This window comes from Pseudovibrio sp. Ad13, from assembly GCF_001623225.1.
Taxonomy (GTDB): Bacteria; Pseudomonadota; Alphaproteobacteria; order Rhizobiales; family Stappiaceae; genus Pseudovibrio.
This window is the reverse complement of sequence record NZ_LMCC01000004.1, coordinates 130,545-143,853: the sequence shown is the minus strand read 5'-3', so window position 1 is coordinate 143,853 and position 13,309 is coordinate 130,545. Positions and strand designations below refer to the sequence as shown.

The 13,309-nt window shown below is 50.0% G+C and carries 14 protein-coding genes; 6 read left to right on the top strand and 8 right to left on the bottom strand.

The annotated features are described in order from the left end of the window. Positions 1 to 178 precede the first annotated feature (178 nt). The 4 genes from PsAD13_RS05400 to PsAD13_RS05385 all read right to left on the bottom strand — a co-directional run bounded on the left by PsAD13_RS05400 (position 179) and on the right by PsAD13_RS05385 (position 3,491). Positions 179 to 835, bottom strand: a complete 657-nt coding sequence (locus PsAD13_RS05400) for a lysoplasmalogenase (protein WP_063295129.1) — start codon at positions 833 to 835, stop codon at positions 179 to 181. 111 nt (positions 836 to 946) lie between these two features. After that, complete coding sequence (locus PsAD13_RS05395) at positions 947 to 1,453, bottom strand: nucleoside deaminase (RefSeq protein ID WP_063317503.1); 507 nt, start codon at positions 1,451 to 1,453, stop codon at positions 947 to 949. Between the two features lie 129 nt (positions 1,454 to 1,582). Beyond that, positions 1,583 to 2,125 (bottom strand): translation initiation factor IF-3, encoded by a 543-nt coding sequence (gene infC, locus PsAD13_RS05390; protein WP_082596985.1) that lies wholly within the window; start codon positions 2,123 to 2,125, stop codon positions 1,583 to 1,585. Positions 2,126 to 2,315: 190 nt separating this feature from the next. Further along, positions 2,316 to 3,491 carry a glycosyltransferase family 4 protein gene (locus PsAD13_RS05385; RefSeq protein ID WP_057464213.1) on the bottom strand — a complete coding sequence of 392 codons (1,176 nt, stop codon included), beginning with the start codon at positions 3,489 to 3,491 and terminating at the stop codon, positions 2,316 to 2,318. 131 nt (positions 3,492 to 3,622) lie between these two features. On the opposite strand from PsAD13_RS05385, the gene PsAD13_RS05380 reads away from it, so the two are divergent. Then, on the top strand, positions 3,623 to 4,411 hold the full coding sequence (locus PsAD13_RS05380; protein WP_063317502.1) for an alpha/beta hydrolase: 789 nt from the start codon (positions 3,623 to 3,625) through the stop codon (positions 4,409 to 4,411). Between the two features lie 34 nt (positions 4,412 to 4,445). On the opposite strand, the gene PsAD13_RS05375 is transcribed toward PsAD13_RS05380, so the two are convergent. After that, positions 4,446 to 5,342, bottom strand: a complete 897-nt coding sequence (locus PsAD13_RS05375; RefSeq protein ID WP_208986448.1) for a LysR family transcriptional regulator — start codon at positions 5,340 to 5,342, stop codon at positions 4,446 to 4,448. A 130-nt stretch (positions 5,343 to 5,472) separates the two neighbouring features. Between PsAD13_RS05375 and PsAD13_RS05370 the strand changes: the two genes are divergently transcribed. The 3 genes from PsAD13_RS05370 to PsAD13_RS05360 all read left to right on the top strand — a co-directional run bounded on the left by PsAD13_RS05370 (position 5,473) and on the right by PsAD13_RS05360 (position 7,198). Next, on the top strand, positions 5,473 to 5,982 hold the full coding sequence (locus tag PsAD13_RS05370; protein ID WP_063317500.1) for a lactoylglutathione lyase family protein: 510 nt from the start codon (positions 5,473 to 5,475) through the stop codon (positions 5,980 to 5,982). A gap of 129 nt (positions 5,983 to 6,111) precedes the next feature. Beyond that, positions 6,112 to 6,729: a flavodoxin family protein gene (locus tag PsAD13_RS05365; RefSeq protein ID WP_063286728.1), complete on the top strand. Its 618-nt coding sequence runs from the start codon at positions 6,112 to 6,114 to the stop codon at positions 6,727 to 6,729. A 148-nt stretch (positions 6,730 to 6,877) separates the two neighbouring features. Next, positions 6,878 to 7,198 carry a multidrug efflux SMR transporter gene (locus tag PsAD13_RS05360; protein WP_057464218.1) on the top strand — a complete coding sequence of 107 codons (321 nt, stop codon included), beginning with the start codon at positions 6,878 to 6,880 and terminating at the stop codon, positions 7,196 to 7,198. A gap of 23 nt (positions 7,199 to 7,221) precedes the next feature. On the opposite strand, the gene PsAD13_RS05355 is transcribed toward PsAD13_RS05360, so the two are convergent. Both PsAD13_RS05355 and PsAD13_RS05350 read right to left on the bottom strand, forming a co-directional pair. Next, positions 7,222 to 8,097: a nucleoside-diphosphate kinase gene (locus tag PsAD13_RS05355; protein WP_063317499.1), complete on the bottom strand. Its 876-nt coding sequence runs from the start codon at positions 8,095 to 8,097 to the stop codon at positions 7,222 to 7,224. A 34-nt stretch (positions 8,098 to 8,131) separates the two neighbouring features. Then, positions 8,132 to 8,824: an SDR family oxidoreductase gene (locus PsAD13_RS05350; protein ID WP_063317498.1), complete on the bottom strand. Its 693-nt coding sequence runs from the start codon at positions 8,822 to 8,824 to the stop codon at positions 8,132 to 8,134. 197 nt (positions 8,825 to 9,021) lie between these two features. Here PsAD13_RS05350 and PsAD13_RS05345 point away from each other — a divergent pair, with 197 nt between their 5' ends. Both PsAD13_RS05345 and PsAD13_RS05340 read left to right on the top strand, forming a co-directional pair. Continuing rightward, positions 9,022 to 10,005, top strand: a complete 984-nt coding sequence (locus tag PsAD13_RS05345; RefSeq protein ID WP_057464221.1) for an AraC family transcriptional regulator — start codon at positions 9,022 to 9,024, stop codon at positions 10,003 to 10,005. Positions 10,006 to 10,315: 310 nt separating this feature from the next. Further along, entirely contained in the window at positions 10,316 to 12,340 is a 2,025-nt protein-coding gene (locus PsAD13_RS05340; protein WP_084404647.1) for a hypothetical protein, read from the top strand. Positions 12,341 to 12,366: 26 nt separating this feature from the next. Here the strand turns inward: PsAD13_RS05340 and PsAD13_RS05335 are convergent, their stop codons facing one another. After that, complete coding sequence (locus PsAD13_RS05335; RefSeq protein ID WP_063291315.1) at positions 12,367 to 13,290, bottom strand: LysR family transcriptional regulator; 924 nt, start codon at positions 13,288 to 13,290, stop codon at positions 12,367 to 12,369. Between the last annotated feature and the right edge of the window lie 19 nt (positions 13,291 to 13,309).

The following is a 13,309-nucleotide window of genomic DNA, read 5'->3' as shown; positions in this document are numbered from 1 at the left end:
TCCTTTCTTGTGATGATCAGTAAACTGATCAAAAATTTGCAATGGATGCATCAGAAGCCGCCACGGCATGCCCTGTAATTTCTGCCTGATTTCCTATAAATACCTAGGAGGCAAACTACAGCCGGGCGACTTTGAACGAGGCCTTATAAAACTGCCAGCATGGGAATGCAAGCAGATTTCAAGAGAACTTGCTGACTGGAACCCGGTCTCTGCTGATAGCTAGGAATATCAACATCTGACCACAATAATATAATGTCCAAAGTGCTACTGAAACCGGTAGCTGGAGAGGGCTGATATCGTCCAGACGGAAGAGTTGGATAGCTAACAGAGTGTCAGACATCATGAAGGCGAGAGCGCCTATCAAAACCCAGCCACCAACCTGTGCTGCCATCCCTCCCATAGTTGCTATCAAAATAATATAGATGGCAACTGGAATCATGAGATCACCGGTAAAGGGGAGCAACCACCAGCCGGTCGACAGCACCAGAACTGAGAGAGCAGCTCCTGACACTATGAATATCCTGGAATCGAAATGCCTGATTTTTCGAGAGAATAAGACGATATAAAAAACATGTGCGATCGCAAAACTGCAAAGCCCAACAAGGAACCGAACCTCACCCGGCACTGCCAGAGCTGCATCTCCCACTGAGGATGTCGTCAGGGCCAATGCAAGCAGGAGCGGAGCTTGCGTTACAAAAGCCCAAAGAGCGACAACTCCGAGAGCAGTTGTTTTCACAACGGTTTTCAGTAATGACGGGTCTTGCCAGCAAAAATACACTCCATAGGCAAGCGCAAAACTAAAGCTAATTAAGAAAATAACCTGTCGCATTATCATCGCCCAATTTCAAAACATATCGAAATCAGGCTAAGGCGCCTTTTGATCGAATGAAATAGCCTATACGGCAAATAATTTTCTACAAAGAACTTTGCCGGACCATGAAAGGCTTTAAATCTCAATCCCAAGCCTTTGCATCGCGCTTGCGCACTGCGTGAAAAGCAGCTTACAGGCTTCACGCTCAACTCCTTCAATCACTGTGATCTGGGGGCGTTGCACCATATGACCTGTCAGATCCTTCGTTCTCAAATCCATTTCCTGAGGCCAGAAGTGGGTCGCATCCTCATTGGTGAAAGCGCCGAAAACAACCTGATCAATGCCAGCCCATATGGTTGCGGCGGTACACATGGCACAAGGCTCACAGGTGCTGTACATGGTGCAACCGTCAAGCCAGCGAGAGCCCAATACTTTACTGGCCTGCCGAATGGCATTGACCTCTCCATGACAGGTCGGGTCACACTCCCGGATCACACTGTCGTAGGCCTGAGCCAATAATCTTCCGTCTGCGGTATAAATCGCCCCACCGAATGGAGAAGGATGCGAGGTTTGAAAGGAGGAAGCAGTGAAGGCAACAAGCGCTAGCATTCGCTCGTGATGTAATTTCATCTCGTCATTCATAATCAGCCTCCACTCTCAGGTACAAACGAAAATACCCGACACAATGTGCCGGGTAATCTCAAAATTCTCTGGGGGCTGCGGTTGAGTAGCTACACGGAAACAAAGCCGGAGCGCTTCAACCTGCCCGTATTAACGAGCGATAGGTGAGAGCACCATCATCATCTGGCGGCCTTCAAGCTTTGGATGGGACTCGACTTTAGCGATGTCCGCAGTCTCTGCTTTAACCTTCAGGAGCAACTTCATGCCGAGATCCTGGTGAGCCATTTCACGGCCACGGAAGCGAAGTGTCACCTTCACTTTATCACCATCTTCAAAGAACCGCTTCATGTTCCGCATCTTCACTTCATAATCATGAGTGTCGATGTTCGGACGCATTTTGATTTCTTTGATCTCAACGATCTTCTGTTTTTTGCGTGCTTCTGCAGCTTTCTTCTGAGCTTGGTACTTATAGCGACCATAGTCCAGAATCTTACAAACAGGTGGCTGACTGTTCGGAGCAATTTCGACCAGGTCCAAACCTTGTTCCACCGCCATTGCGAGGGCTTCTTCGGTTGGAGTTGGGCCGAGGTTGTCACCCTCGGTGTTGATCAGCTGCACTTCGCGAACGCGAATCTCTTTATTGGTGCGCGGCCCTTCCTTAGTGGGTGGCGGTGCGCGAAACGGACGGCGAATGTGAGTATCTCCTCTTTAGACTGCCGAACTTGCGAATATTTGGTAACAGTTCAATGACTGGTTCCGACTGTTTCGTCAAGTCGAGAAACGCGTGGGAAGGGCATCAATTGCGCTGCATTGCTAGAATCAGGAAAAATGCCACGTAAGTCAACACTAGTTTTGTAGGTTCTGACGCGACATTTACAACCAGTTAGCTTCCTGTTGGTAACAGCTCGCGGTAAACGTTTAGTGTGGCATCACACATAGCCTGCTTGGTGAATGACCGTTCTACATGGTCATGAGCCCGTTTGGTGAGTTTGGCACGATCTCCAGCGCTCATATCCAAGGCCTGAGCCATCAACTCGCAGAGTTCCTCAGCATCACCATTTTCAAAATGCCAACCAGTACGCTCTTCAGCTTTTACAACAGGCGGTACAAGAACTGTTTCCGGTACTGCGCCAATGTTGGAGACGATGATCGGCACGCCAGCGGCCTGCGCTTCTACAGCTGCACGACCAAAAGCCTCGGCTTCAATGGAAGCAACAACAGAAACATCTGCTATTGCGAGGGCTGCCGGAACATCTGAACAGTGCCCAACGATGCGCACGCGTTCTGTCAGATCAGATTCTGCAATCTGAAGCTCCAATGACTGGCGATAGGATTCGCGCCCCTGATCATCGCCCGCCAAAACCACAAGCACGTCATCATAGCCGCCACGTTCGATGAGTTGGCGCGTTGCTTCAATCAGCACGCGCTGGCCTTTCCATTCAGTCAGGCGGGCAAGGTTTATCACCACGCGGCGGTTGTCAGAGACACCCCAGCGCGCGCGCAGGTCTGTGATACGCTCATCGCTGATATTGTCGGGGTTGAAGGATTCCACATCCGGGCCGCGATAGATAACCGAGGTTTTGCCTTTGGTGCGCGGGTCGCGTTTTTCCACCAAATCCGCTGTGAATCTGGAGTTGGCAATTACCTTGTCCGCACGGGTCATGGAGGAGTTGTAGAACGCCTTGAACTTGTTCGTTTCCTTATAGATGCCGTGATAGGTGGTGACATAAGGAATGTTAAGACGGTGAGCCGCCCACAAGGCCGACCATGCGGGGGCACGGGATCGGGCATGCACCAGATCAACTCTGTTCTGCTGGCAGATACGCTCAATCAAATAGGAATTACGCCACATGGTCCAAGGGTTCTTGGACTTCACTGGCAGTTCAAAGTGCACCGCCCCTGTTGCTTCCAACTCGGGGACCATGCGTCCGCCCTGCGAAATCACAAGGCTATTCCAGCCTTCGTTGACGATCGCCTCTGCGACATCCACTGTGGTGCGCTCGGCTCCGCCGGTTTGAAGGTCGGGGACAATTTGCAAAATGGTCGGCACTTTGGACATTTCTCTATGTTTTTTGAGAGTGATCCAACTATGCTCGCCAAAATATCCGGCGGGCAACTGTGGAGGCACTGTAATCAGGTTTCCGAACAATTGCCGGCCAGTATAAGCCGATAAGTGTTTGGAGGTTATGAATGAGTGCTGACTTACCGCAATTCATCAGCGTTGGCAAAGGAGACAGTGCACGGAAGATCGCAGTGCGACATGATGAACGCGGTGCGCCGGGTGTTCTGTGGCTTTCCGGTTTCAAATCCGACATGCTGGGCACCAAGGCCGAAGTGCTTTGTGAGTGGGCTGAGAAGCAAGGCCTGACCTGCACGCGCATGGATTATTCCGGTCATGGCGAATCCGGCGGTGAGTTTGTTGACGGCACCATCTCTCTTTGGTTGGAAGAAGCCGTTGCTGTGTTCAAGCAGTTCTGTAAAGGACCGACTATTGTTGTTGGCTCATCCATGGGCGGCTGGATGGCACTGTTGCTGGCAAAGGCGCTGCATGAAGCCTCCGAGACCATTGAGGGCACCCTCTCCGGCATGGTCCTGATTGCCCCTGCCCCGGATTTCACTGAGGAGCTGATGTGGAAGCATGAGTTTACCGATGAAATCAAGCAGGAGATCATGGAGAAAGGCCGCTTTGAGCGCCCATCCGAGTATGAAGACAGCCCATACATTATCACCCGCGATCTGATCGAGGATGGCAGGACAAACCTTTTGCTTGGCGCGCCGATCATCACCAATTGCAAGACCATCATTTTGCAAGGTCAGAAGGATGATGCAGTGCCGTGGCAGCATGCGCTGCGCATTGTTGAAGGCATGGCCCATGACGATGTGGTGCTGACACTGGTGAAAGACGGCGATCACCGCCTGTCTCGCCCGGAAGATCTGGACCGCATGATTGCTGCTGTGGCGGAACTGGCCCAGCGCTAATCTGATTTTGTGGTTAGGCTTCTGTGATGGGAGCCTAACTGCTGCTCATTTGCCCGCATAGTTCTGCGATTTTTTTGCTGAACCAGTCATAACGCGCTGCCAATGTGCGATGTTTTTTCGCTGTCAGATAGAGCGGGTCACTGACGGGTTCTTTCAGCTCCACAATTCTGATGTTCGCTTGTGCTTCAAAACTGCGAACGGCGGTTTCCGGCAAAACTGTATACCCTAGTCCTTGCGTAACAGGCACAAGGATCTGACTGAGCTGGTTGATGTAACCGGTTGTTCTAAGGCCAGCAGAAACAGCACTTATCTCTGGAAAATTTGGCGTGAGCAGGCGCTCTGCATAGTGTTGTCCATCCGGATGATCGATGAAGCCTAGCGACTCCAGGTCCGCGAAGACCGACGGGCTCCCATCGAAACCGGCTGGCACCACAAGGCAAAGCGGTTCATCGCCGATGTGGTGTTGCACAAGTGAGGACTGAACAGTCCGCTGAGTAACGATGCAGAGATCGACCTCATTGTTTTGCAACAGTTGGAGGCTGCGATGGTTTGGAGCCACTTCGACTTTCAGCAGTAAACCGGGATGGACGCTCTGTTGCTTGAGAAGTTTGGGATAGAGGTAGAGCGCCATGGACCCGGAACACGCAATACGGACTTCACCGATATTGGGATCATCTTGCTGAATGGCTTCGCGCAGGTCTGCTTCTTGCCTCTCTGCTTTCAATGCAAAGCCCAGCAGAAGCTCCCCTTCCCGCGTCAACTCAAAGCCCTTACCGATTTTTGTGATCAGCGGCGCACCGATTTGCTGCTCGAGCTTTTTCAGGTGCTGGCTTACACCCGGCTGTGTCATACCAAGTTGATTGGCTGTCTGGGTGAAATGACCAGTTTCAGTTAGTTTAACGAAGGTCTTAAGCCACTGAGAATTCAACATGGCCCGAGCATACATAACATTAAATTATCATAAAACTAATAAATGATAATTTCTGGTTTTCTCACAGAGTTGCTACATCCAACGTATCCAAGGCATTCCGCCTGTAATGTTTAGCGTAGCGAGGTCTGTTATGTCCGCACCTTATCCAAGACGTTTCTCTCACATTGGTCTTTCCGTTCCGGATGTTGAAGCCGCAGTGAAGTTCTATCGTGATGTGATGGGCTGGTACATCATCATGGAACCAAGCGAGATTGTTGAAGATGATAGTCCGATTGGTGAAATGTGTACTGACGTGTTTGGTAAAGGCTGGAAGAGCTTTAAGATCGCTCATCTTTCCACCAGTGATGGCATTGGTGTGGAGCTTTTTGAGTTTGCGCAGAACGAGACACCGGAAAATAACTTCGAATATTGGAAGACCGGTATCTTCCATTACTGTGTTCAGGACCCGGATGTGGAAGGTCTAGCTGCCAAGATTGAGGTTGCTGGCGGGAAACGCCGCATGAAGGAGCCACGCTACTATTATCCGGGAGAGAAGCCGTACCGCATGATCTACATGGAAGATCCATTCGGCAACATTCTGGAAATCTACAGCCACTCCTATGAGCTGCATTATTCCAGCGGAGCCTATAAGGAATCCTAGGTAAACAGGTATGTGCGTGAAGAATTTTAATCGAGCACATCTAAATCTGCCCAAGCTATCTTAGAGTAGCTGAAAGGCGTTTGCTCCCAAATAGACCGGAATTCTGACAGGCTTGAAGAGTAACGGTCCATGTCAAAAGACATTCTGGTAGCAATCGCCTTTTTTTCTGCCAACGGACATACCGAGGCACTGGCACATGCAGTCGCCCGCGGTGCCAGTGAAAACGGTGCCACGGTCACTTATGTGCCTGTCAGCGATTATGAGGATACGGACTGGGACGCTCTGGAAGCTGCTGATGCCATCGTTTTTGGAAGCCCGACCTACATGGGAGGTGTGGCTGCCCCTTTCAAATTCTTCATGGATGCCTCTGCAACCGTTTGGTACAAACAAGGCTGGATCAACAAGATCGCCGGTGGTTTCAGCGTATCAGGTTCCATGAGCGGCGACCGGCACAACGTCTTCCTTCAAATGGCAGCCTTTGCAGCCCAGCATGGCATGATCTGGGTAAGCCTTGGCATGCCGCCGGGCAATAATTACAGCTTTGGCAGCGATGAAGATCTCAATCGTCTTGGCGTGTATTATGGCGCGGCAGCGCAGGCCAACATGGATCAAGGGCCAGAAGTGGCTCCTCCTCAATCAGACAGAGACACAGCCTTTGCCTATGGCGCCCGCATTGCAAAGGCGACGCGCCGATGGGTGGAAGGTGGAGAAAACCATCCATCTCAAGGAAAGAGCCCTTTACACTGAGGGCCTAAACCGCGCTTCTTATAGGCGACTTAATTTGGAGTGGAACGCTCAAACGGCATCAAGCTTTTGTTTCATCGCGTATTCTCTTAAGCGCACCGTTGTTGGTGAACAGAGGTTACGCTGTAGACGTTGCGTTGGAGGCAACTGAATGGCATGGATCTGGCTCATCATCGCAGGCCTGTTTGAAATGACCTTTGCCGTCTGCCTCAAGCTGTCTGACGGCTTTACCAGACCGCTTTATACAATTGCCTTTATCATCACGGCTTTGCTGTCACTTTACTTCCTGACCAAAGCCATGGTGTCCATACCGCTTGGTACAGCCTATGCCGTGTGGACGGGGATCGGTGCCTCTGGCATCGCTATCCTTGGCATCTTCCTCTTTGGAGAACCAGTCACCTTCCTCCGCCTCTTCTTCATAGCCATGCTCATCGCTGCAATCGTCGGGCTGAAGTTTGTTTCTAATGGATAGGTGAGGAGAGAGAGATATATTTTTTAGATACGCTCAAAGTGGGTATCAAACATATCGGCTAACTCTTGCGAAGCTCTGATCGAACCCGGCGATTGCTCGCCGAAGCTGCCACCAACACAGAACAGATTGTTCTCCAGTATCGCTGTGCGTAGCATTTCCGTTTCCATAAGTGTGAATTTCGGCTTGTAGCACACCACTCCGTGTATCTTATGCGTCTCTTTCATGTGTCTGATATGCTGCGAATATTCCTGCAGATCATGCAGAAGCAAGACCCTCACTTCAGGCATATCTTTAGCGCTTAAATCTGCTTTCCTTCGATACCGCAACAATTCTGTGCTGCTATGAATGCGTTCGCGGTATCCAACATACCTGCAGTTTCTCAGGCTGCATGTTTCCCTGAACTGCCGCGAATTCGCCTCTTCGTTATTAGCCGCTATCAGATTGAAGCTGGCAAGTCTCGATAGCTCGCCCGACTGTATCTCGTTCAAATTACTAAAATAGACGCCCTGATCAGCAAACTGATGATGCTCGGTGATATTCAGGTTTGGAAAGAACAATTCGAACTGCACGGCAAATTCATTGCCAGGTTCTGTCGAGTGGAGGATGTTTTTGAGCTTATCCGTTGAGTACTGCTTTCTGAAATGGAACTTATAGCTCCTTCCGAAGCCAACAGCAGAATGGCCACGATAAAGTATTGCTGCGATTGGACCACTGGTCATGTACGTTAAATGCTGACTATTTTTGCAGATAAAATTGCCTTCAAATTCCGCAGAGCTCAGCTGCCTATATCTAACTGCAACAATCTCGTATCCGCTCTCCAAGAAGTCAGCTCTGATGGCCTCGACAAACCTTTGTTGATTAGACGGGTCTGGCTTAACGAGGATCATGTTGTGTTCCATCAAGGCTCCTCCCGTCTGCAAGCTGCCTAATCGCCTAGATTGTTACCAGATTATTATCCAAAGTTTCGACAACCTCTACGCGTGCCGGGTCTCTCAGCAGTTTTGCAAACTTATACTTAAAGCTGCCACCGGAGAGCTCGACAATTTGTTCTGATACCCAGGACGGATCAAGCATCGTCTCTGTATCTTCCTCGGTATCGTCCCAGAATGGCGTTCGAATTCCCGACGGTGCTGCGATAAGAACTTTGCCGAGGCTTTTGTCACGCACGAGTGACGCGCCTAGCATTCCTAGAGCAGATTTGGTCGCGCAATATGCTGGTTCCAACTCACGAGGCGTATACTGCGAACTGGAGGTGATGAGCATGATCTTAAGAGGATGATCTGATCTTCTTTTCAGGCGCTGTATCAACATCATAGGTGCCAGCAAGCCGACATTGACCATAGTCCCGAGTTGATCATCAGCAAGCTCGTCAATATGCCCACGTTGAAGGAAACCTGCGGCGTAGATAAGCGTATGAACATTGTTGAAGCCGTCCAACACCTGATCGATGTCACGGGCTAACTGAACCGGGTCATCTGTCATCGAGAATTTTTGAAAGGTCGCTCCTTCAAGCTCAGGATTTTGGCGCCCAGTAAGCCCAACATTATGGCCTTCTTTTACATAATGCTTCGCCAGCTCAAGACCTACGCCAGACGTACCACCAACAATCAGAATATTCTTTTTCACGAAATGATGCTTTCTCAGATTTGCATTGAGCTTCAAAGTTTCTGGTCAGTTAAAGGAGATTGAAGCGTAGGTCCGAAACGATTCTGCAGAGCGTCCTACTCACTTGCTCCCTCGATTTCCAAGTGTTAACACTACCACCATCAGCTGCAACGTATTGGCATCATCTTCATTTGCGAAAAAAATCAGATCATATTTCTTTGCATCGGCAAAAAGACGTTCGGTGGGGGGACTGGGTAGAAACCTATCAAGCGGTTACCGGGGATGTGGTGAACAAAGCCTATTGCCCGCCCGTAGAGAACTTTTCTGCATCTGTGAGCGCCCGATTTCTTCCAGATGCCAGCCTTTGTCTGATTTCCGGTGGTCACTATTATGTCGAGCGAACTGAGAAGCGAACTGCACAAGACAACATCGATGTGTATTGCATTCAGTTCTACTGCCATACCGGAGGAAGCGAACTTGAATGCTCCAAAGGGAGCTTTGGACTGCAGAGCGGTGATCTGATTTTTTATGATGCTACACAGCCCATGTCTGCACATCACGCAGATTATCAACTTTGCAAGTTGATGCTGCCACGCGAGAAGTTGAGTGGTTACATTTCAGCCCAGCGTAGCCACCCTATTCAGATCTTTCGCGGTAATGCTGCTCCCTTGCCAATCATTCGGCAATTGATGCTCAGTCTCAGCACAGAGATCAACACACTTACAGATGATCAATACACCAGCATTGTTGATTGCATCGCAGAGTTGGTCGGACAGATCGTGTCACATCAAGACAATGAAAACTCCAGCTCTACACTTTCCCGTTCAGTTCAGCATCTCCGCAGGCTTCAAGCAAAAGGCCTGCTCCGACACAACTTATCTAACCCTGACCTGAGCAGTGATGATCTTGCCCACTTGATGGGTATTTCGCGAAGTACCCTTTACCGTCTGCTTGATCCGATGGGAGGCTTTGCAAAATACCTACGCACCATGCGGTTAGCGCGGGCCCGCCAGCTCCTACGCCTGCAAAATCGGAAAGAAATTGGAGAGCTCGCTGAGGCGTGTGGCTTTAAGCACTTATCGACATTTTCCAAGGTGTTTCGAAGCGAGTTTGACATGAGCCCCAGTGAAATGCTGAATGAACTGCATCGGAGCAAGGGGACTCCACTCAATACTTATATTCATTGGGCCAAAGCACAATAATTTCTGTGTGACGAATTTAAACTGTTGATAAATAAAAGAAATTACCTCTTCACTGACAACACATGAGTGAGGCTTACTTTTGCTTCATCGTGTCAAATGAGCCCAAAGACCTCCGAACTATTTTCTCTGGTGCTTCATGGCAGTCCTTAACTGTGAGTTTTTCCGTAATTGTCGGACACTTCATTTTTGCCAGGACTTCAATTTATGCTCATCAGTGAATGAAACAAATATTTGCAGTGCTCTCTATCTCGGTACTTTTGGATGATTAGCGGCCAAGATTCAGCCTCGCTTTTTCGGACTCTTATTGCTCATGCACTTTTCACCTTTCTCGTCAGAATTTCATCTAGCAGGTTTGGCGCTTACTTTACTTTGGTCACCTTTTACCATCACAACGAGCCTTGCACAAAGCCAGCTTCAATGGCCACCTTTGGAGGTGGTCACTTCTCTACCTCACCCACAAGACCCTTCTGTAACTCTCTCTCTTGCTAACGCTATCAATGCAGATGGGACAATAGTCGTTGGCGTACAGGGCCTGGCAGGGGCCTCTAGCGCAGCTGTCTGGAATACAACTCAGTCCCCCACTGTCCTTCTTGGCAATCTTCCAGGATATTCGAGCTCATTTGCGACAGGGGTCAGCGCTAATGGGCAAGTTGTTATTGGCAACTCTATAAAATATTCAAATTCGAGTGTGGTACATGCATTCCGTTGGGAGGGAGGTCACTTACAGGACCTTGGGCACCTTCCTGGAGGAAACGAGGCATTTGCAACCGCGACCAATGCATCTGGAGAGATTGTGGTGGGCAACGCAGATAATTCCAGCGGCCTCACACGCGCATTTCTTTGGCAAAATGGCAGCATGCAAGACCTAGGTACGACTGGGGGCGCTAGTGAAGCAGCAGCAGAAAATGTAAATGCCGATGGAACCGTAGTCGTCGGCACTTTAAATAAAGGAAACCAGATCTCCGGAGCGTTTCGATGGCAAAATGGCCTGATGGAAGAACTCAATCCTCTCACAGGGGATGTTGAGGCTGATGCAAAAGATGTAAGTGCTGATGGACGGATCATCGTAGGGCATTCTGGAGACCGTAGCACTCCCAATGCCACGAGATGGGTCAATGGCAAAGTTGAAAGTTTGGGGACTCTTCGCGGAGATTCCTACTCCTATGCTTTGGGGATAAGTGATAGCAGCGGTGTTGTTGTCGGCAACTCAATCGGAGCTGCCAGAACACGCGCATTTCGATGGCAAAATGGAGAAATGAAAGATCTCGGCCAACTGACAGGGGCTGTTGCTACTCATGCGATTGACATTAGCGCTGACGGTTCAACGATTACCGGCTACTCATATGATGGAACCACGTACAGCGCCTTCATTTATCGCACAGCTATTCAAGATCTCACTAACGTGCAAGCTTCTGCCATTGAGGTCGCAAATGAATTTGCGAATGCCGCGGATCTGAATAGTCATTTAGCGAGGAAGCTTAGGGAGGAAGAGTGCCACATTTCGCAGGGCCGCAATGCCTGTTTGGGTGTTCGGGCTGGCGCAACTAGTTTGTTTCAGGGGACCAATGCTTTTGGTGGTAGTTTAACTGGTGCAGTCAACATCAGCGATGCTTTCAAACTCGGTGCAAGTGTTGGGACCTATGGAGAAGGGAATACTGGTTCAACGTTGGACTTGAACTACGGTATTGGCGTCGGTGCATTCGCCGAGTATTTGATTGGTTCGTTACCTCTCGGTCCTAAGGATACGCCTGTTCGTGCCCGCCTTGATGGGGCATGGCTTTATAGCGATGCAGATGTCACACGTGGGCAAGATTTCACTGATGTACAGGTAGGAAGGGGCTCCACTCATTTCAGCAGCAGGACTGTGGGTGCGCGACTTATTGTAGATCATCAACTCTCAGAGAATTTCATGATCTCCCCCTATATCGGCGCATATTGGGAGAACACCTATCAAGCTGGATATGACGAGCAAACAGAGCTGGACACCATCGCCTATATTCACGGTAACTCGACAAGTGCAGCTGCTGGTGTCTTTGGCCTCCGCTCCCGGTTTTCTGTTTTCGAGCAACTGGAACTCGGTTTTGGTTTGCAGGGGGAAGTGGACTTCTTTGTAGATGACGTTGAGGTATCAGCTTCTACCAATATCCCCGGTCTGGCACATTTTTCTGTTGGTGCAGATCGTTCAAAGAACAGAGCTCGTTTTGTTGCCGAAGCAAGTGCAGCCTATAATATGACTGAGCAAAGCCGCGTTGAGGTCATGGGGAAGGTCTTTTCGGCCCGTTATCAGGACCAGCTTAGTGGCGATCTTGCTGTCAGGTTCTCAAGCAGTTTTTAAGTGCGTGGCATACATCGTCACTTTAGCTACCGGTATTGCTTCGTAGTTTCTTTCATCAGGTCGCGGGTCCATTTGATCATTGGGTCGTGGTGGTAGCGCTCGTGCCAGTAGAGGAAGAATTCCTGGTGGTGGTCCTTGAGGAAGTCGGGCACTGGAGAGGGAACGGTGTTGTGGCCGTTGTAGATTTGGGTGTCAAAAATGGAGGGCACCAAAAAGAGCATGTCGGATTGGCCACAGAAATGCATGGCGGCGAAGAAACTGCCGATTTTTACAGCGACGTTTCTTTTGTGGCCCAGCACTGCCAGTTTCTCATCAATTATGCTGTGCCCCGCCCCGGTGATCATGACCGAGATATGGTCCTGACTGAGGTAATCCTCCAATGAGACGGGCTTGCCTGCAAGTGGATGGTTCCTGCTCATCAAACACACGTAGCTGAAGCGGCCCAGCGAAAAGCAGTGAAGCTGGCTTGTTGCTGTGGTTGGGGTTTGGCCTGACAAGACGAAGTGGGCTTTTCCATTTTCCAGCGGTTCGAACTGATTGCGGATGTCGCTCTTCATCTCCAATTTCATGCCGGGTGCTTCACGCTTCATCCGTCGTAGAAGTGGAGGGCCATACAGATTCAACTCCAACTCCGGCCCAGAGAAACGAATGGTTTCTTCTGCAGTTGTGGGGTCAAACTCCGGTTTAGCGATCACATCCTTGATAGTTGCCAGAGCGGACGGGAGCAGCCTTTGGATCTCTATAGCTCTTTCCGTCAACTCATAATCTCCGGCAATGCGCACCAACAAGGGATCTTGCAGGGCATCGCGGAGACGCTGCAAGGCACGGCTCACTGCAGGCTGGCTCATGTGCAATTGTGTGGCAGCAACAGATACATGCCGCGTTTCCAGCAGCTTCTCCAAAACGACGAGGAGGTTCAGGTCTACACTGCGTAAATTCACCTGACGCATAATGATTATACCTTACATG